We start from the raw sequence: 17923 nt of genomic DNA, 5'->3' as shown, positions 1-17923 counted from the left end.
AAAAAAACCAAGAACACACTCAATGGCTCTTCGACATACATTCCGTTCACTGTGGGTGGCGGTGGTTGCTTCAGCGGCATTTCTGGTGGCCTGTTCGGTTCAGGCTGAAACCAAGGATCCCCGCTTCATCACCATCGGTACGGGTGGCGTTACGGGCGTTTATTACCCGGCAGGCATCGCAATTTGTCGATTGGTCAATCGTGCGCGAAAAGAAAACGGTATCCGCTGTTCGGTAGATAGTACCAGTGGCTCAATCTATAACCTGAATGCGCTTCGTGATGGAGAATTGGATCTGGCGATCGTGCAGTCAGATTGGCAGTATCACGCCTATACCGGCACCGGTGTCTTCAAGGGGCGCGGCCCTTTCAAGGGCCTACGCTCTGTCCTCTCCCTGCATTCCGAACCCCTGACCATTGTTGCCAGGCGTGATAGCGGCATACGCAAGTTTGCCGATCTTAAGGGGAAGCGTGTCAACATCGGGGCGCCCGGCAGCGGCCAGCAAGCCACCCTGGAGGTGCTGATGCACCAGATGGGGTGGACTATGAACGACTTTGCCCAGGTTTCGGAAATCAAGCCGTCGGAGCAGTCCCAGGCATTGTGCGACAACCGCATCGATGCTTTTGTCTACACGGTGGGCCACCCGTCCGGTGCCATCAAGGAAGCGACCAGCAGTTGCGACAGCGTGCTGGTGACCGTCGATAATCCCGCTGTGAGAGCCTTGGTGCGAGAGAGTCCCTATTACAGTGCTGCGGTCATTCCGGGGGGGATGTATCGAGGTAATCCGAAAGACGTCAAAACCTTCGGGGTTCGCGCGACTCTGGTGGCACGGGCGGATGTGCCAGATGAAGTTATCTACAGTGTTGTAAAGGCTATCTTTGAGAACTTCGAAGAGTTCAAGGAGCAACACCCGGCTTTCCAACACCTGGAGAAGAAGGCGATGGTGTCCGAAGGACTCAGTGCGCCGCTGCACGCCGGTGCGCTACATTACTACCGTCAGGTCGGCCTGTTGCGTTAGTCGCCGCTGGCATCTTTCACAATTTCAGCTGTTTTCTCATCTGCTCCCACATCAGCCGATAAGCGAGCGCGGCCGGAGATCGGGGGGCAAACAGTGCCACCGGTTGACGGTATTCGCCCATGCGCTCGATATCGCTGGCGTAGGGGATATAGCCTGCCAGCCGTCGTTTTATGTCTTCAGGCGGCTTCTCCAGAAATTCGCGATGCAGGCGTTTGCGCCGGTCTACCAATGTAAAAAAGGGATGGAACCGTTTCCGGTCGAGACCCTTGTCTTTGACGAAAGCCTGTAGTTGCTCCCAACTGTTGACCGATAGCCAGGTCGGAATCATCGGCACATAGATGCGGTCGGCGGCGGCGAAGATATTTTCCGCCAGTCGTGACAGGCTGGGAGGGCAGTCGAGGATGACCAGTGCGTAGTCCTCGGCCAGGGGTTCGACCCAAGATTGCAGTGCGTTGGCATGCCCGTGCTTTTCCAGTTGCAGATCCATATTGCGGAAGCTCACATCCGACGGGATCAGGTCCAGTTGGGGGAGGCCGCTTTCGGTGATCAGGCGACCGATAGGGGTTTTACCCTTTACCAGCTTGGCCGCCTTGGCGTCTGACGGCGCCTGCCGGGAAAAATACCAACTGGCGGCGCCTTGGGGATCAAGGTCCCAAAGCAGGGTGGGAATACCACTGGCGCTGGCCTGGTAGGCTATGTTGACGGCGCTCGCGGTCTTGCCGACACCCCCTTTGATGTTGTGAAAGGCAATGAGTTTCATGAGGTCTTCCCTAATCCGGTCCGACAACCATAGCAAACTCTGCCGCCAATGCGTGGAGAAGGTGGTTACGGCATGGTCACGGCGCCTGCGACTTGTTAGAATCCCGCGTTCGATTACGGTTCATGTGATCTTTCGTACGGGTCACCACTGAAAAATTGGGGAAACACAGCAATGCCAGTTATTACGCTTCCTGACGGACAACAACGTCGCTTCGATGGACCTGTCACCGTTGCCGATGTTGCGGCCGATATTGGGCCGGGTCTGGCCAAGGCCGCACTCGCGGGTAAAGTCGACGGTAAATTGGTCGACACGTCCTATTGCATCAGTAGCGATGTGCTGCTGGCTATTGTCACTGAACGTGATGCTGAGGGTGTGGATATTATCCGCCATTCCACTGCCCATTTGCTGGCGATGGCAGTCAAGCAGCTGTTCCCCAGTGCCCAGGTCACCATAGGGCCGGTTATCGACAATGGATTCTATTACGACTTCCGCTTTGAGCGTCCCTTTACGCCGGACGATCTGGAAAAGATCGAAAAGCGGATGGAGGAATTGGCGGCCCAGGATTTACCGGTTCAGCGCTTTGAGCTGAGCCGTGATGAGGCTGTTCAGCGCTTTACGGCGATGGGCGAGGAGTACAAGGTCCGGATTATTCAGGACATTCCCGGAGACGAGGCGCTGTCGTTTTACCAGCAGGGCGATTTTGTCGACCTGTGCCGGGGGCCTCATGTGCCGAGTACCGGCAAGCTGAAAGCCTTCAAGCTGACCAAGGTCGCTGGGGCCTACTGGCGGGGGGACACCAACAACGAGCAGTTGCAGCGCGTTTACGGGACAGCCTGGGGTAACAAGAAGGAGCTGAAAGCCTATCTGCAGCGATTGGAAGAAGCTGAGAAACGCGACCATCGTAAGCTGGGCAAGAAGCTGAACCTGTTCCATACCCAGGAGGAAGCGCCTGGCATGGTGTTCTGGCATCCGCTGGGCTGGAGCCTGTATCAGCAGATTGAGCAGTACATGCGCGACAAGTTGCGCCATCACGGTTACCAGGAGATCAAGACGCCGCAGGTGGTATCGCGTACCCTGTGGGAGAAGTCGGGTCACTGGGATAAATTCTCGGACGAGATGTTTACCACGGAATCCGAGAAGCATGACTTTGCGATCAAGCCCATGAACTGCCCCTGTCACATCCAGGTTTACAATCAGGGCCTGAAAAGCTACAAGGAGTTGCCGCTGCGTTTCGCGGAATTTGGTTCCTGTCACCGGAACGAGCCGTCGGGCGCATTGCACGGGCTGATGCGGGTCCGCGGATTTACCCAGGACGATGCTCATATCTTCTGTGAAGAGTCGCAGATTCAGGAAGAGGTGACACGCTTTATTGCCTTACTGCATGAAGTCTATGCGGACTTCGGATTTACCGAGATACTGTACAAGCTGTCGACGCGTCCAGAGAAGCGTGTGGGGTCCGATGAAATCTGGGATAAGGCTGAGGCGGCGCTGGAAGAAGCGTTGAATCGCCAGGGTCTCGACTGGGAATTGTTGCCGGGAGAAGGAGCCTTTTACGGGCCGAAAATCGAGTTCTCCCTGAAAGACTGCATTGGCAGGGTCTGGCAGTGTGGTACCATACAGGTGGATTTCTCGATGCCTGGCCGGTTGGGCGCTCAGTATGTCGCGGATAATCAGGAGCGTCGCACGCCGGTTATGTTGCATCGTGCCGTACTGGGATCTTTCGAGCGCTTCATTGGTATCCTGATTGAGCATTATGAAGGCGCCTTCCCTGCATGGCTGGCTCCGGTCCAGGCCATGGTCATGAGTATCACCGACAATCAGCATGATTATTGTCGAGAAGTGGTCGAAATTCTTGACAACGTTGGCTTTCGTGCGCAGCTTGACTTGAGAAACGAGAAGATCGGCTTTAAAATTCGCGAGCACACGATTAACAAGGTTCCGTACCTGCTGGTTGTCGGCGACAAAGAGGTGGAAAATCGCTCTGTTGCGGTACGCACTCGAACCGGTGAAGACCTGGGTACATTCGCGTTGGACGAATGGATAGCCTCATTGCAGGCGGAAGTCCGGCGCAAAAGCAGAACCAAAGCGGAGATCTGATTATTAATAAGAGAAACGTTCGTGGCGAGCGCCCTGCGCGCACGCCCATCAACGAGAATATTACTGCCACGGAAGTTCGTTTGATCGCCTCTGATGGAACACAGGTAGGTGTTGTTCCTATTGAAGAGGCATTGAAGGCCGCAGAGGAAGCGGGGTTGGATCTGGTCAAGATTGCCGACTCTGATCCGGTCGTGTGCAAGATCATGGACTTCGGCAAAAAGATCTTCGAGGAAAAGAAAGCCAAGGCGGCTGCGAAGAAAAAGCAGAAGCAGGTGCAGATTAAGGAAATCAAGCTCCGACCAGGGACGGAAGAAGGGGATTATCAGGTAAAACTGCGCAACCTGATACGTTTCCTTGAGAATGGGGACAAAGGCAAGGTCACGATCCGCTTCCGCGGTCGTGAAATGGCACACCAGGAGCTTGGTCTCGAACTCCTCAATCGGATCGAAACCGATTTGGGTGAGATCGGGGTCGTCGAACAGCGGCCAAAGATGGAAGGCCGCCAGATGACCATGGTGCTGTCCCCGAAAAAGAAGAAGTAACGCAAACGGCGTGAAGAAACCTTCCGCCCTTCTGGGCAGGAGGTTTTTTCTGTTTATGCGTTACGCGCGATTAATGACGAATGCGGAGTACGTGTAATGCCTAAAATGAAAACCAAAAGTAGCGCGACCAAGCGCTTCAAGAAGACTGCGAAGGGCTTCAAGCACAAGCAGTCTTATACGAGCCACATCCTGACCAAGAAAAGCCCCAAGCGTAAGCGTCAGCTGCGCGGCACCAAGCTGATTGCAGCTTCTGATGTCGCGGGCGTAAAGCGTATGTTGGCTGGCTAACTGACCTGGTTATTTGGAAGAAGGATTAAGACATGGCTCGTGTAAAACGTGGTGTCGTCGCTCGTCGTCGTCACAAGAAAATCTTGAAGCAGGCTAAGGGTTACTACGGTGCCCGTAGCCGTGTGTTCCGTGTTGCCAAACAGGCTGTTATCAAGGCCGGCCAGTATGCTTACCGCGACCGTCGTCAGCGTAAGCGTCAGTTCCGTGCCCTGTGGATTGCCCGTATCAACGCTGGTGCTCGCATGAACGGCCTGTCCTACAGCCGTCTGATTGCTGGTCTGAAGAAAGCCGAAGTCGAGATCGATCGTAAGGTCCTGGCTGACCTGGCGATGAATGAGCAGCAGGCTTTTGCGGCAGTCGTGGAAAAAGCCAAGGCCGCTTTGGCCGGTTGAGCTCTTGCATCGATTGTTGCCGAGGTAATGTGACGCCGAAGCATTTTCACGGCGTATGACAATAGGGGAAGAGCTTGCTCTTCCCCTATTTTTGTTTGGAGCGGAGTCAATGGAGAATCTCGAACAACTGGTTCGTCAGGGTCTGGAGACGGTTGCGAACGCGAACGATCTCTCTTCACTGGACGCACTTCGTGTCGACCTGCTGGGCAAGAAAGGTCAGCTCACGCAACTGCTCAAAGGTTTGGGTGCGCTGTCCGCCGAAGAGCGGCCGGCAGCCGGTCAGCGAATCAACGAAGCTAAGGTGCAGATTCAGGAGGCGATTAACGCCCGGCGTGCAACGCTGGAATCGAGTGTCCTGGAGGCCCGCTTGGCGTCGGAGTCCATTGATGTCACGCTGCCCGGGCGGGGGCAGGACTTGGGTGGCCTGCATCCTGTCACCCGGACCATTCAGCGTATTGAACAGTTTTTCTCCGGCGCCGGCTACACGGTTGAGCAGGGCCCGGAAATCGAAGACGACTATCACAACTTCGAAGCCCTGAATATTCCCGCGCACCATCCGGCTCGTGCCATGCACGATACCTTCTATTTCAATCCCGGGCAGTTGCTGCGGACGCACACGTCGCCGGTGCAGATTCGCACTATGGAGCAGGGCAAGCCGCCGTTCCGTATCATTTGCCCTGGGCGCGTCTACCGTTGTGATTCCGATATGACTCATACACCGATGTTCCATCAGGTGGAAGGTCTTCTGGTCGAGGAAAAGGTCAGTTTTGCCGACCTGAAAAGCACGATCGAGGAATTCCTGCGCGTCTTCTTTGAGCGGGATTTGGCGGTACGTTTCCGGCCTTCCTATTTCCCGTTCACGGAGCCTTCCGCGGAAGTCGATATCGAGTGGGGGCGGGATAGCGAGGGTAATATCAAGTGGCTTGAAATTATGGGCTGCGGCATGGTTCATCCGCGTGTCTTTGAGTATTGCGGGATCGATCCCGAGAAATATTCCGGTTTTGCCTTCGGTCTGGGTGTCGAGCGTATGGCGATGTTGCGTTACGGCGTTAATGACCTGCGAACCTTCTTTGAGAACGATCTGCGCTTTTTGCGTCAGTTCCGTTGAGTAGCGCCTTTATTTGTCGCCTTTTAGCGTGAGCGACGCAGGTCGGCACAGCGTTTTCCATTTACCGGATCAGGACAGGCAGGAACATGAAATTCAGCGAGCAGTGGTTGCGTGAGTGGGTCAACCCGGACATCGATACCCAGGAACTGGCGCACCAGATTACGATGGCTGGACTTGAGGTCGATGATGTAGAGCCGGTGGCGGGCTCCTTCTCCGGGGTTATCGTCGGTGAGATTACGGCATTGGCGCCGCATCCGGATGCGGACAAGCTGCGGGTTTGCCAAGTGTCAGACGGTACCATGACTCACCAGGTGGTCTGTGGCGCGCCGAATGTCTTTGAGGGGATGAAGGCGCCTTTCGCCGTGATTGGCGCGATCCTGCAGGGCAACTTCAAAATCAAGAAGGCCAAGCTGCGCGGCGTGGAATCGCAGGGTATGTTGTGCTCGGAGTCTGAGTTGGGGCTGTCCGACAATCACGAGGGCCTGATGGTGCTACCTGAAAGCGCGCCGACGGGGACCCAGTTACGTGACTATCTGGGGTTGGACGATGCCACTATCGACGTCGACCTGACGCCCAACCGCAGCGACTGCCTGTCCATTCGTGGTTTGGCTCGCGAGGTCGGCGTTCTTAACCGCCTGACGGTATCGGAGCCCGTGATCGAGCCGGTTGCGCCGGTTCATTCCGATATTCTGGATGTTCGGGTACGTGCCTGGGAGGCCTGTCCGCGTTATCTGGGACGCATCATCCGAAATGTCGATCTCAGCGTGGAGTCTCCGGTATGGATGCGTGAGCGCCTCCGTCGTTCCGGCATTCGCTCCATCGATCCAGCGGTGGATGTCACGAACTACGTGATGCTCGAGCTGGGTCAGCCTATGCATGCCTTTGATTTGGCCGAACTGGATGGCGGCATCGTGGTTCGCATGGCCGAGTCCGGTGAGAAACTGCGCCTGCTCGATGGCCAGGAAATATCGATGAGCGAAGATACGCTCGTCATCGCAGATCACTCCAAGGCCGTGGCTATGGCAGGTGTTATGGGCGGAGAGCATTCGGGGGTCACCGAAAAGACCCGGGATCTCTTCCTGGAGGCGGCTTTCTTCGATGCCATTGCCGTAGCCGGTAAAGCCCGTTCCTACGGTCTTCATACCGAGTCTTCCCATCGCTTCGAGCGCGGTGTCGACTATCGCCTGCAGCGCCTTGCCATGGAGCGGGCTACGAAACTCTTGTTGGATATCGTGGGTGGAGAGCCTGGCGAGATCATTGAAGCTCTCAGTGAAGAGGATTTACCGGAAGCAGCGCCGATCCATCTGCGGGAAGCGCGTGTCGCGGCAATTCTTGGATTGGCTATCAACCGAACCGAGATCGAGGAAATCCTGACGCGTCTTGGTCTGCACATCGATAAGCTCAAGGCCGACGGCTGGTTGGTTGCTGTGCCCAGTTTCCGTCCGGACATTAGTCAGGAAATCGACCTGATCGAGGAAATCGGCCGTATTTACGGCTACAACAACCTTCCGGTAACCGAAGGTGTCGGCCGGCTGAGCCTTCGTCCCCATCCCGAGGCGAAGCGACCGCTCGCGCGCGTCCGTGATCATTTGGTGTCTCTGGGCTATCAGGAAGCGATCACCTATAGCTTTGTCGATCCGAAGGCTCAGCAACTGCTCAATCCAGAGCAACAGGGCATCATGCTGGCAAATCCCATTTCCAGCGATATGTCGGTGATGCGGACAACCCTCTGGACCGGTCTGCTAAAGACATTGAGCTATAACCAGAATCGTCAGCAGCAGCGCGTCCGCCTGTTCGAAACAGGGTTGCGTTTCGTGAAAGAGGGTGAGGGCATTGAGCAGGAGCCTATGCTGGCCGGTGTTGTCTGCGGTGGCCGTTTGCCGGAGCGTTGGTCGAATGCGCGGGGCAATGTCGATTTCTACGATGTAAAAGGCGACCTGGAGAGCCTGTCGGCTGTACTCGGTTTGCGCCTTGAGTATCGTCCCGGGCGGCATGCGGCACTCCATCCAGGGCAGTGCGCTGAAATAGTACATAACAATCAAGTGGTTGGACTCATCGGTGCCATTCACCCAGCAATTCAGAAATCTTTTGATCTGGATGGCGCGATTTTTCTCTTTGAGCTATTCTTAAATCCAGTACTCACTGGTTATGTGCCTAATTTCAAAGAATTTTCAAAATTCCCGGAAGTTCGTCGCGATTTGGCTATTATTGTTTCAGAGGGGACAAGCTATGCTGGGGTCGAGACAGCGATCCGGGCTCAAGCTGGCGAGTACCTTACAGGCTTGCGAGTGTTTGATGTCTATGAAGGCGGCAATATCGGCGAGGGTCAGAAGAGCCTTGCGCTGAGCCTTTTCTGGCAGCACCCCGAGCGCACACTTAACGATGAGGAGGTTCAGGACCTCTTCAATAGGGTTGTGTCGCATCTGGGGGCTGAGCTGGGTGCAACGTTGAGGAGCTAGTGTAATGGGGGCTTTGACAAAGGCAGATATGGCTGAACGCCTGTACGAGGAACTTGGTCTCAACAAGCGCGAAGCCAAGGAAATGGTTGAAGCCTTTTTTGATGAAATCAGGGATGCGCTGAGCCACAACGAACAGGTCAAACTGTCCGGGTTCGGCAATTTTGATCTGCGAGATAAAAAACAGCGTCCCGGACGTAATCCCAAGACGGGGGAGGAAATTCCGATTAGCGCACGTCGCGTCGTGACATTCCGCCCGGGCCAGAAATTAAAGCAGAAAGTGGAAGCTTATGCTGGAACCCAGCCACAATAACGAACTGCCGCCAATTCCTGGAAAACGCTACTTCACCATTGGGGAAGTGGCTGATCTCTGTAGCGTGAAGGCCCATGTGCTGCGTTACTGGGAGCAGGAGTTTCCTCAACTATCGCCGGTCAAGCGTCGTGGTAACCGTCGTTATTACCAGCGCGGTGATGTGTTGATGATTCGGCAGATCCGCAGCTTGCTCTACGATCAGGGCTACACCATCGGTGGTGCGAAGCAGAAGTTGAGCAGTACCGAGGTTAAGGACGATGCCAGTCAGTACAAGCAGTTGATCCGTCAGATGATCGCTGAGCTGGAAGAAGTATTGGAAGTTCTCAAGGCCAGTTGATACATGGCTGGCCTTTGGGTTTTGCCTGTCCTGGAGCGCCCTGGGCAAAGGATGTGCCGCGTCTTGTAGTCTGGACCAAGGATGCTGGATACTCGCTTACCGCTGGAAACCCCCGAAGGCATTGAGTTGGTGGTGACGCCAGCTGGTCCTTCTGCGCGTCTTCATGCTTACCTGCTTGACCTGCTGATTCGCTGCGGTATCTATCTCGCCTTCTTTATCCCGCTGCACTTTCTTGGCCGAGTCGGATCTGGCCTGTTCCTGATTATCTATTTCCTTCTCGAATGGTTCTATCCGGTACTATTTGAAGGCCTGCGTGGTGGCCAGACGCCTGGCAAGCGCTATTGCCGTTTGCGGGTCCTGTCTGCGGATGGCACGCCACTGACCTTCGGTGGCGCTATGATCCGTAACTTGCTTCGTATTATCGATATCATGCCGACGTTCTACGTCTTTGGTTTGTTCAGTATGTTGATGACTCAGCGTTTTCAGCGTCTGGGCGACTTGGCGGCCGGAACCTTGGTGGTCTTCGAGCCGCGACCGGCTATAGCTGCTCCCGATCCGGATGCCGGAGCGAGTCCGCTGCCTGTAGCGTTGTCGACCGTCGAGCAAAGGGGGCTGATCGACTTCGCCGAGCGTCGTCAGCAGTTGTCGGCTGACCGGCAGGTTGAACTGGCGGATATCCTGGGGCCACTGACCCATCAGTCCGGGGAAGAGGGCGTTAATCGTCTCAGGGCATTTGCCAACAGCCTGATAGGGCGATCGGCGTGAGGCAGGAGCAGTTCGAGCAGATGCACCGGGCCCAGTGGGCGCAATTTGCTGCGGTACTGGAAGCGCTCGAAAAGACCCATCCGTTGAAGCGATCCCGCAATAATATCCCGGACACCGGCGAACTCCCTCTGCTCTACCGGTTGCTTTGCCAGCACCTGGCGCAGGCTCAGTCGCGTAACTACGGCGCTGCGTTGGTCGATCGTCTTAACGACTGGGTGTTACGGGCACATCATCAACTGTACGTGCGCCGGGATCGCTTTCGTGACCGTGTGATTCAATTTGCGATGGCCGGATTTCCACGTCTGGTCCGGCGGGAATGGCGGGTTGTTGTGCCGGCGATTCTTCTGCTGGTAGTGCCAGCATTGTTTGCCTATCTGGCGATTCATCTGGACCCCAAACTCGTCTATAGCCTGTTCGATCCCAATCAGGTTGCGAATTTCGAATCCATGTATAACCCCCGTCTGGCGCATCTCGGGCAGGCACGCGCGTCGGATACCAATATTCAGATGTTTGGCTTCTACATCTTCCATAACATCGCCATTGCCTTCCGTTGCTTTGCCAGTGGACTTTTTCTGATGATGGGGGCTGTTTTTGAGCTGGTTTTCAACGGCCTGATATTCGGCGGGCTGTCTGCGCATATGCAGAACGTGGGGTACCATCAAACTTTCTTTCCTTTCGTCGTGGGGCATGGGGCTTTCGAGTTAACCGCTATCGCGTTGGCGGGGGCGGCAGGCCTGCGCCTTGGTGCGGCCCTGATCATGCCCGGCAGCAGGACTCGCCTGACAGCGTTGCGTGAAGCGGCCGGGGTGGGTGTGTCCCTGCTTTACGGGGTGACTGGAATGCTGGTGATTGCAGCAAGTCTGGAGGCGTTCTGGTCCTCGGATAATGCCTTGCCCAATTGGTACAAATATTCGGCCGGACTGTTCTTCTGGTCCAGCGTGATCTTCTATTTCCTTTTTGCGGGACGCCGTCGTGCGACCTGAGGATATCCAGTTCGTCCCCCGTCCCCGGCCGGCGCCGGAAGCCATCGACCTGGGCTGCGTGTTAGTGCGTCGCTGGTGGCGCTCCCTCCAGGTCGCTTGGTTGGCACTGGCGGTGCCCGTGGCGCTGGTCCTTCTGTCATTGCCATTGTCCGTCGGCTGGAAGCTGGGTCTTTTCTGGTGGCTGAAGCCGCTGTATGAAATGGCTCCTCTCTATCTCCTTAGCCGGCGAGTGTTCGGAGAGGACCCGGGTTTGCGGGCTGTGATAAAGGCATGGCCGGCACTGGCCGGGAAGCATGCCCTTGCGCTGCTGACCTGGCGTCGCTTCAACCCCTACCGCTCTTTCGACATGCCGGTTGCTGTGCTGGAAGGGCAGCGGGGTCGCGGATATCGTTCGCGCATACAGGTGCTGCATCGAGAGGATGCCGGCACGGCCTTCTGGTTACTGTGTATCGCCTCCAATGCAGAGTGGCTGATCACGCTTTCGATAGGGATCGTCTTGAAAGTGATGGTCCCGCAGGCCATCTTCGGCGATTTGACCGTCAAGATGCTGTTCGACAATGCCCCTCTGGTCTTTATGACAACGCTGGCCGGCATGATGCTGGTGGCGCCTTTTTATGTGGGGTGCGGCTTTGCCCTGTACCTCAATCGGCGTACCAATCTGGAGGCCTGGGACCTGGAGCTTCTGTTTCGGCGCATTGCCGGGCGTCTCGGTCGGGTGGCTGCGACCTGTCTGCTGGCGATCTTCTGTACGGGAGCGTTCGTCCATCAATCCGCGTATGCCGCTGACCGAAGCTTGACGCCCGCAAGCGCACAGCAGTCTGTCAAGGCGGTGTTGGCAGGCCCCGACTTCCATGATCGGGTGACGGTTCGAACGCCAGTGTGGCCGGGTTGGAGTCGCCAAGAGCAGACGCAGGGAAAGGGGCTGAATCTGCTGAGCGCTGCTTGGGCAAAACGTCTGGAGTACGGGGTCTGGGCCCTGGCGCTGGCAATACTGGTCATACTACTGCTGCAATACCGGCACTGGCGAATGCGGCTTCCTTCGGTGGGTGCTCAGGGCGTGCCGGAGGCTGCGCAGGTGCCGACCTTCCTGGATAAGGATGCCGATACCTCTGGTCCGGAGTCGGAAGCGGATCGTTTAAAGATGTTGTGGTCGAGTGGGAATCAGCGCGCCGTTATTGGTGCACTCTACCGGCAGTTCCTGCTTTTGCTGATCGAGCGGCGGGGGTTGGTCTGCCGCACAGGTGATACTGAAACGGACTGTTTACGCCGTGCCCGTGCGCAAAACGTGGACGGGGCCGAGTTCCTTGCCGATCTGACCCGGCAATGGTTGCTGGTTGCTTACGCACATCGCCCGCTGCCCGATGCGACCTTCAACCGCCTGCGCGCGGGCTGGGAAGCTGTGCAGAGGGAGATGGCCGTGTCAGCAGGAGTGTCAGCGTGAGCCGGCGCCTGTTGTGGGGAACGATGGCGCTACTCCTGTTGTGTGCCCTTGTTCTGCTTGGCCTGAGCCGGCTGCGCTGGGAAAAACATACCATGGATATGGGGTTCACAGACAAAGCCATACGGGCTCCTTATCTGGCGGCGCGGCAGTTCCTGTCCGCCCAGGGGTTGCATGTCAGGAAGACGCAGGGTTTGACCGTCCTGGATCAGCAGCCGGGAAGCCGCAAGTTTCCGGCGCGGAATGATGCGATGGTCGTGCTGGATGCCTATGGGATGCTGTCGCCGGCACGTAGCGCGCGTTTGCTGCATTGGGTGGCCGGAGGCGGGCAACTGATCATGGCGGCGGAAAATCCATTCATCCAGGTCGACGGACGCACGAGAGATCCAATCTTTCAGGCGTTGGGGGTGCAGGTGAGGGAGCAGCCTCTCAAGCCCAAGAAACGTGATCGCAAGACCTCAGAGTCTGGCAAAAATGACAGGACGGAAGCGGGAAAGCCCCCGGAGAATCCGTGGCCAGCCTATAAACCGGCAGAGGACTGCAAGAATCTGGGGCATCCCATCCGGTTTCATTTCAACGGCGATAAGCACCCTCTCGATATTGCCGTTCCCGGTCAGCTGCGGCTGCGGGTTCCCAAGGATGCCGATGCAGCCCTGCTGGGCGACAAAACCGGTATTCGCTTCGCCCAATTCAATGTCGGTAAGGGACAGGTGACGTTGCTGGCCTCCGCACGCCTTTGGAGCAATCGTTACATCGGTTGCTACGACCATGCCTACATGCTGTGGCAGTTAACGACAGACGGCACGCTCTGGTGGCTGACCAACGAAAAGGGGCCTTCACTCTGGCGTTACCTGTGGTCGGTTGCGGCCTTGTTGTTGGTGGCATTTGCCAGTTGGCTGTTGGTGTTTTTCTGGCGTCGTGGAACGCGCTTCGGCCCTTTGCAGTCGGTTGAAGGGCGTCAGCGTCGGCGGTTGGCGGAACATCTCGACGCCTCGGCCCGCTATCTTTGGCGAACCGGTCATTCCGGGTCGCTGCTGGAGGCATTGCGGCGGGACGTGATCGAGGGAGGCAAGCGTCACCGGGCAGACTTCGCCCGGTTATCGGCGGACGACCGGTGGTCCTTTCTGGCCGGTATAACCGGACTTGAGCCGTCCCGTATTGCAGAGGCCATGTCGGCGTCTACCAATGACGGAGACGCTTTTACGCATACCGTAAATATGTTGCAGGCAATCAGGAATCGATTATGACCGATGCACCCCAAAGTTCTCCCGAAGCAGAAACGACGTTTCAGGACGACCATCGGCTGGCAGAGCAGATTGTTGCCCAGTTAAGACGTGTCGTACTGGGGCAGGATGCTGTGATCGACGAAGTGATGACAGCGTTGCTGGCGGGAGGGCACGTGCTGCTCGAAGGGGCGCCGGGGCTGGGCAAGACGTTGCTGGTCAAAGCGCTGGCACGAACCTTCGGCGGGCGTTTTTCACGGATCCAGTTTACGCCGGACCTGATGCCTAGCGATGTCACCGGGCATGCGCTTTATAACATGAACGAACGGCGTTTCGAGATTCGCCGGGGACCGGTGTTTACGCATTTGTTGCTGGCCGATGAGATCAATCGCGCACCGGCCAAGACCCAGGCGGCACTGCTGGAGGTTATGCAGGAGCATCAGGTGACCATTGAAGGCAAATCCCTTCAGGTGGGGCAGCCGTTTATGGTACTGGCCACGCAGAATCCTATAGAGCAGGAAGGGACCTATCCCTTGCCGGAGGCCGAACTCGACCGTTTCATGCTCAAAGTGTTTATCGATTACCCGCAAGAGCAGGATGAAATTGCACTGGTCCAGGCGGTTGCGTCGACACCCAGCGAAATGGATTACATGCAGAACGTGACCGTTTGCGCCGGGCCGGAGCAGGTGCTCGGACTGCAGGCCCGCGCCCGTGCCGTCACGCTGGACCCTGCTGTATTGAGCTACGCGGTAGCACTGAGCCGGGCCACCCGGGAGCACCGGGGGCTGCTGCGGGGAGCCGGACCGCGTGGTGCAATCAATCTGGTTATGGCAGCGCGAGCCAAGGCCTTCCTGGCAGGCAGGGATTTTGTCATCCCGGACGACGTCAAGACCATTGCCAAGCCCGTATTGCGACACCGGCTGCAATTGAGCGCTGACATGGAAATCGAAGGCGTCCAGGCGGATCAGGTGCTCGATCAACTGCTCGACAGCGTTGCAGCGCCCCGGCAATGAAGCTGAAGCGTTGTCGCCCCTCCTTACGCTTGCTGTGGGTGCTGTCTGCTGTCATGGCACTCGGGTTGGTGTTTGCGGTGATGGCTGTGTTTCGGGTCAGTCATGTGAATGAAGCCCAGCATCTGGGCTACGTTGTTTTGGCGACGGTCTTGCTGGTTGGCGGAATAGACCTGCTAGCGTCGCGCCGGGCGCCGGCATGGACGCTGAAGCGGGAAGTGCCGGTCAATCTGGCCGTTGGCCGCGACGTGGAAGTGAGCCTGACGCTGACAACGGCTGAGGATCGGGCTATGGCGTTCAGTCTCTATGACGAGGTGCCACAAGGTCATGAAGTGCGTACTTTGCCTTTGGTTGGTGAGTTGCGTCTCGGACGGCAAACGCGGGTGACCTATAGGCTTCGTCCCATGCAGCGTGGACCGCTGACGTTGTCCGGTGTGGAGGCTCGCGTACCGTCGATGTTCGGTTTTTGGGAGCTTCAGTTTTGGTATCCGTTGGAGAGCCGTTGTCGCGTATTCCCGGATTTCAGTGCGATTCCCGGTTATCAGCTGCTGCAGGCGGAAACCGCCCGGCAGTTGCCGGGCACCCACCGCCGGCAGCGCAGAGGGCAGGGCACTGAATTCCTTCAGTTAAGGGATTACCGGGACGGCGACACACTGCGTCAGATTGATTGGAAGGCGACCTCGCGCAGGTTGGCGCTGGTCGCGCGGGATTACCAGGATGAGCGGGATCAGAACGTCGTACTGCTCCTCGACAGCGGACATAGGATGATGTCGCGAGACGAGGGGCTGAGTCATTTCGACCATGCGTTGAATGCCGCCCTGATGCTGTCCTATGTGGCGTTGCGCCATGGCGATGCCGTTGGGATGTTGAGCTTTGGCGAGGAGCAGCGCTGGATTCCGCCGCTCAAGGGATCGGCGCGCATTTCGCGGCTGCTCAATCAGTTTTACGACCTGTATCCCGGCAACCGGGCATCTGACTATCTGGCGGCGGCAGAGTCGTTGATGGCACGTCAGCGCAAGCGCTCCCTGGTCTTGCTGCTGACCAACCTGCGGGGCGAGGACGATGGCGATATCCAGCAATTCGTGCAACTGGTCGGTCGCCGACACCTTGTGGTCGTCGCCAATTTGCGCGAACCGGTTCTGGATCGTTCCCGGCAACTGGACGTAGTCGATTTCGACACGGCCATGCGGGTGACGGGGAGCGCCGTTTTTGCCCAGCAGCGGCGAGCAATGCAGGACAGGTTACGTGGTAAGGGGGTCTTGCTTGTCGACAGTACACCTCGCGACCTGACAACCAATGTGATCAACCGATACCTGGCGATCAAGCAGGCACGGAGCCTGTAGTCCGGCGGCCTTTTTTCGCAGGATCAACTGTTTATTTTGCCAAAAGCTTCGTGTAATATTCGCAGCCGCTGAGGTTGATACTCTTAGCGACCGTCGGGGCGTAGCGCAGCCTGGTAGCGCACTTGCATGGGGTGCAAGGGGTCGAAGGTTCAAATCCTTCCGTCCCGACCAATTATTTCGATGACGAAGCCCGGCTCGGAAGAGCCGGGCTTTGTCGTTTTTGGAAAGCGTTCGCAGGTGATGCAATAACCCAGCAGAAGCGAGCTTCCCACTTTCAGTCGGCTGCGTCCCTGTGGCCATCTTTCCCTGCTTGTCGACATATTTCCTGGTAGCGTCGCTGTCCGGATTGGTGCCATACGCGCCGCAGGTAATGCTGATAGTGTCCTCACAACAGATACTCTGTTTTATGCCCCTGACGAATCCGCCATATGGCGAGCTGCGTATGTTAGACGGTGTCAGGAGAGGTGATGTGATGGACTATCTTTATTTCGATGGTGCTTGCCCGCTTTGTCGAAAGGAAATGGCAGTACTTCAGCGCTTGAAAGGGCCAAATTTGCAGCTGATCGACATCCATGGGTTGCCCTCAACGGACGAAGCCCTACCCGATATTGAAGCGCTGCTGCGGGTATTGCATCTGCGCACGGAAGAAGGGCGCTGGTTGACTGGTGTCGATGCCAGCATAAGGGCGTGGCAGCACACGGCGCTGGGTGGTATCTGGCAGCTGCTGGCCCTGCCGCTTTGGCGCGTTTTTGTGGAGCGTCTATACCGACGTTGGGCTGCCCGGCGTTTTGAGCGTTTGTATGGTCGCTGTTCCACAACACCCTTGAGTGATAGCGATGAGGGCTCAGATAGTAGAAGAGGTTGTGCTCGCGTCAACCATCGCTGACTCGCGTTCATTTGTCCGTGGGCATAGTGAAGTCCATTGCTAACCAGCGCTCTTCCTTGAGAAACGCTTCAGTCCCACTTATGTTTTTGCTGGTCGATAACCAGGCGCAGTGCATCGGGCTGAATGCGCTTTTGCACCGTGATGGCATAGAAGTGCTCAAACACATTCGGGATGGCGAAATACACCGCCAACTTCCCGCTTGATAACTCGTCCCGCACGACAACACTGGGCATCACCGCCACGCCGCCGCTGTCACGCGCCAGCAGGCGGAGCATTGCCATGTCGTCGACCTCCGCCTGAATGTTCGGGGCGAAATGCCAGAGACTGCAGAATGCCGCGAAGCCCTGACGCATCTCGCTGCGCTGCCCGGGCAGGAGCCACCGCAGGCTTTCGTAGCCCTTGGGGAATTCGGTCTCGGGTTTTAGCTCGGGAGGGCCGATGACAGACAAGGGTTGGCTGGCGATACGCTGAACCTGCCAGGGGCGTTGCGGATCGGAGCCGACATTGGTATTTGTCAGCGCCAGGTCCAGTTCATGGTTGGCCAATCCATCGAGCAGTGCGGGCATCGACAGACTCTGCAGGCTAAAGCGCTGCGATGGATTCCCCAGCAGTGGCGAGATGAACTCCTCAATGAAATTCCTCGACATGGTAGCTGCTGTGCCGATGCGCAACTGTTGCTGCTGGGGGCTGATACCGCGACGCATGAGCGCCTCCAGTTCCTCCCCCTTGGCGAAGATATCGTTGGCATAGCCCAGCACCTGCTGACCGGCTTCGGTGAGGATCAGCTTGCGTCCCTGGCGGAAGAAGAGTGGCTGATTCAGGCTGTCCTCGAGCTGCCTGATCTGTGTGGACAGAGCGGACTGCGAAATATGCAGTTGTTGCGCCGTCTGTGTCAGATTGCCACTGCGTGCCACTTGCCAGAAATAGTAGAGATGGTGGTAATTGAGTCGGCTCATCGTTCGTTTTT

At 57.1% G+C, this 17923-nt stretch carries 18 protein-coding genes and 1 tRNA gene; 17 read left to right on the top strand and 2 right to left on the bottom strand.

The features are described 5' to 3' along the window. Positions 1 to 22 precede the first annotated feature (22 nt). Positions 23 to 1015: a TAXI family TRAP transporter solute-binding subunit gene (locus CLR77_RS10900; protein ID WP_097460684.1), complete on the top strand. Its 993-nt coding sequence runs from the start codon at positions 23 to 25 to the stop codon at positions 1013 to 1015. Between the two features lie 16 nt (positions 1016 to 1031). On the opposite strand, the gene CLR77_RS10895 is transcribed toward CLR77_RS10900, so the two are convergent. Then, entirely contained in the window at positions 1032 to 1775 is a 744-nt protein-coding gene (locus CLR77_RS10895) for a ParA family protein (protein WP_097460683.1), read from the bottom strand. A 171-nt stretch (positions 1776 to 1946) separates the two neighbouring features. On the opposite strand from CLR77_RS10895, the gene thrS reads away from it, so the two are divergent. From thrS to CLR77_RS10815, 16 genes are all read left to right on the top strand, one after another. Beyond that, positions 1947 to 3872, top strand: a complete 1926-nt coding sequence (gene thrS, locus CLR77_RS10890; protein WP_097460682.1) for a threonine--tRNA ligase — start codon at positions 1947 to 1949, stop codon at positions 3870 to 3872. Continuing rightward, positions 3872 to 4414, top strand: coding sequence for a translation initiation factor IF-3 (gene infC, locus CLR77_RS10885; RefSeq protein WP_227519905.1), 543 nt, complete (start codon positions 3872 to 3874; stop codon positions 4412 to 4414). Before thrS ends, infC begins: the two co-directional genes overlap by 1 nt. Before the next feature lie 96 nt (positions 4415 to 4510). Next, positions 4511 to 4702: a 50S ribosomal protein L35 gene (gene rpmI, locus CLR77_RS10880; RefSeq protein WP_097460680.1), complete on the top strand. Its 192-nt coding sequence runs from the start codon at positions 4511 to 4513 to the stop codon at positions 4700 to 4702. A 32-nt stretch (positions 4703 to 4734) separates the two neighbouring features. After that, on the top strand, positions 4735 to 5094 hold the full coding sequence (gene rplT, locus CLR77_RS10875) for a 50S ribosomal protein L20 (RefSeq protein ID WP_097460679.1): 360 nt from the start codon (positions 4735 to 4737) through the stop codon (positions 5092 to 5094). Between the two features lie 109 nt (positions 5095 to 5203). Next, entirely contained in the window at positions 5204 to 6202 is a 999-nt protein-coding gene (gene pheS, locus CLR77_RS10870) for a phenylalanine--tRNA ligase subunit alpha (RefSeq protein ID WP_097460678.1), read from the top strand. A gap of 86 nt (positions 6203 to 6288) precedes the next feature. Next, positions 6289 to 8661 carry a phenylalanine--tRNA ligase subunit beta gene (gene pheT / locus CLR77_RS10865; RefSeq protein WP_097460677.1) on the top strand — a complete coding sequence of 791 codons (2373 nt, stop codon included), beginning with the start codon at positions 6289 to 6291 and terminating at the stop codon, positions 8659 to 8661. Between the two features lie 4 nt (positions 8662 to 8665). Then, complete coding sequence (ihfA, locus tag CLR77_RS10860; RefSeq protein ID WP_097460676.1) at positions 8666 to 8971, top strand: integration host factor subunit alpha; 306 nt, start codon at positions 8666 to 8668, stop codon at positions 8969 to 8971. Continuing rightward, positions 8949 to 9308: a MerR family transcriptional regulator gene (locus tag CLR77_RS10855; RefSeq protein WP_097460675.1), complete on the top strand. Its 360-nt coding sequence runs from the start codon at positions 8949 to 8951 to the stop codon at positions 9306 to 9308. The genes ihfA and CLR77_RS10855 overlap by 23 nt, the downstream gene beginning before the upstream one ends. A gap of 81 nt (positions 9309 to 9389) precedes the next feature. Continuing rightward, entirely contained in the window at positions 9390 to 10073 is a 684-nt protein-coding gene (locus CLR77_RS10850; RefSeq protein WP_097460674.1) for an RDD family protein, read from the top strand. Beyond that, positions 10070 to 11056, top strand: coding sequence for a stage II sporulation protein M (locus CLR77_RS10845; protein ID WP_143269404.1), 987 nt, complete (start codon positions 10070 to 10072; stop codon positions 11054 to 11056). Before CLR77_RS10850 ends, CLR77_RS10845 begins: the two co-directional genes overlap by 4 nt. Beyond that, entirely contained in the window at positions 11046 to 12497 is a 1452-nt protein-coding gene (locus CLR77_RS10840) for a DUF4129 domain-containing protein (protein WP_097460672.1), read from the top strand. Before CLR77_RS10845 ends, CLR77_RS10840 begins: the two co-directional genes overlap by 11 nt. After that, positions 12494 to 13741: a DUF4350 domain-containing protein gene (locus CLR77_RS10835; RefSeq protein ID WP_158227181.1), complete on the top strand. Its 1248-nt coding sequence runs from the start codon at positions 12494 to 12496 to the stop codon at positions 13739 to 13741. The genes CLR77_RS10840 and CLR77_RS10835 overlap by 4 nt, the downstream gene beginning before the upstream one ends. Beyond that, a complete protein-coding gene (locus tag CLR77_RS10830; protein WP_097460670.1) occupies positions 13738 to 14730 on the top strand; it encodes an AAA family ATPase in 993 nt (330 codons plus the stop codon). Before CLR77_RS10835 ends, CLR77_RS10830 begins: the two co-directional genes overlap by 4 nt. Then, positions 14727 to 16070 (top strand): DUF58 domain-containing protein, encoded by a 1344-nt coding sequence (locus CLR77_RS10825; RefSeq protein ID WP_097460669.1) that lies wholly within the window; start codon positions 14727 to 14729, stop codon positions 16068 to 16070. The genes CLR77_RS10830 and CLR77_RS10825 overlap by 4 nt, the downstream gene beginning before the upstream one ends. 94 nt (positions 16071 to 16164) lie before the next feature. Beyond that, positions 16165 to 16241 (top strand) — tRNA-Pro (locus tag CLR77_RS10820). Between the two features lie 301 nt (positions 16242 to 16542). Further along, positions 16543 to 16956, top strand: coding sequence for a thiol-disulfide oxidoreductase DCC family protein (locus CLR77_RS10815; protein WP_227519904.1), 414 nt, complete (start codon positions 16543 to 16545; stop codon positions 16954 to 16956). A gap of 68 nt (positions 16957 to 17024) precedes the next feature. Here CLR77_RS10815 and CLR77_RS10810 read toward each other — a convergent pair whose 3' ends face one another. Beyond that, entirely contained in the window at positions 17025 to 17912 is an 888-nt protein-coding gene (locus CLR77_RS10810; protein ID WP_097460667.1) for a LysR family transcriptional regulator, read from the bottom strand. Between the last annotated feature and the right edge of the window lie 11 nt (positions 17913 to 17923).

The sequence above is a fragment of the Mangrovitalea sediminis genome (genome assembly GCF_002514725.1).
GTDB classification, from domain to species: domain Bacteria; phylum Pseudomonadota; class Gammaproteobacteria; order Pseudomonadales; family Oleiphilaceae; genus Mangrovitalea; species Mangrovitalea sediminis.
Note: the sequence above shows the minus strand (reverse complement) of the source record. Positions and strands in the feature narration are given on the sequence as shown.

What these genes read in the sequence shown, in the direction of transcription:
- CLR77_RS10830 (WP_097460670.1), top strand. Translation starts at nt 13,738, where the DNA reads ATGACCGATGCACCCCAAAGTTCTCCCGAAGCAGAAACGACGTTTCAG.
- CLR77_RS10810 (WP_097460667.1), bottom strand. Translation starts at nt 17,912, where the DNA reads ATGAGCCGACTCAATTACCACCATCTCTACTATTTCTGGCAAGTGGCA.
- pheS (WP_097460678.1), top strand. Translation starts at nt 5,204, where the DNA reads ATGGAGAATCTCGAACAACTGGTTCGTCAGGGTCTGGAGACGGTTGCG.
- CLR77_RS10900 (WP_097460684.1), top strand. Translation starts at nt 23, where the DNA reads ATGGCTCTTCGACATACATTCCGTTCACTGTGGGTGGCGGTGGTTGCT.
- pheT (WP_097460677.1), top strand. Translation starts at nt 6,289, where the DNA reads ATGAAATTCAGCGAGCAGTGGTTGCGTGAGTGGGTCAACCCGGACATC.
- thrS (WP_097460682.1), top strand. Translation starts at nt 1,947, where the DNA reads ATGCCAGTTATTACGCTTCCTGACGGACAACAACGTCGCTTCGATGGA.
- CLR77_RS10855 (WP_097460675.1), top strand. Translation starts at nt 8,949, where the DNA reads ATGCTGGAACCCAGCCACAATAACGAACTGCCGCCAATTCCTGGAAAA.
- ihfA (WP_097460676.1), top strand. Translation starts at nt 8,666, where the DNA reads ATGGGGGCTTTGACAAAGGCAGATATGGCTGAACGCCTGTACGAGGAA.
- CLR77_RS10895 (WP_097460683.1), bottom strand. Translation starts at nt 1,775, where the DNA reads ATGAAACTCATTGCCTTTCACAACATCAAAGGGGGTGTCGGCAAGACC.
- CLR77_RS10815 (WP_227519904.1), top strand. Translation starts at nt 16,543, where the DNA reads ATGGACTATCTTTATTTCGATGGTGCTTGCCCGCTTTGTCGAAAGGAA.
- rplT (WP_097460679.1), top strand. Translation starts at nt 4,735, where the DNA reads ATGGCTCGTGTAAAACGTGGTGTCGTCGCTCGTCGTCGTCACAAGAAA.
- CLR77_RS10825 (WP_097460669.1), top strand. Translation starts at nt 14,727, where the DNA reads ATGAAGCTGAAGCGTTGTCGCCCCTCCTTACGCTTGCTGTGGGTGCTG.
- CLR77_RS10850 (WP_097460674.1), top strand. Translation starts at nt 9,390, where the DNA reads ATGCTGGATACTCGCTTACCGCTGGAAACCCCCGAAGGCATTGAGTTG.
- rpmI (WP_097460680.1), top strand. Translation starts at nt 4,511, where the DNA reads ATGCCTAAAATGAAAACCAAAAGTAGCGCGACCAAGCGCTTCAAGAAG.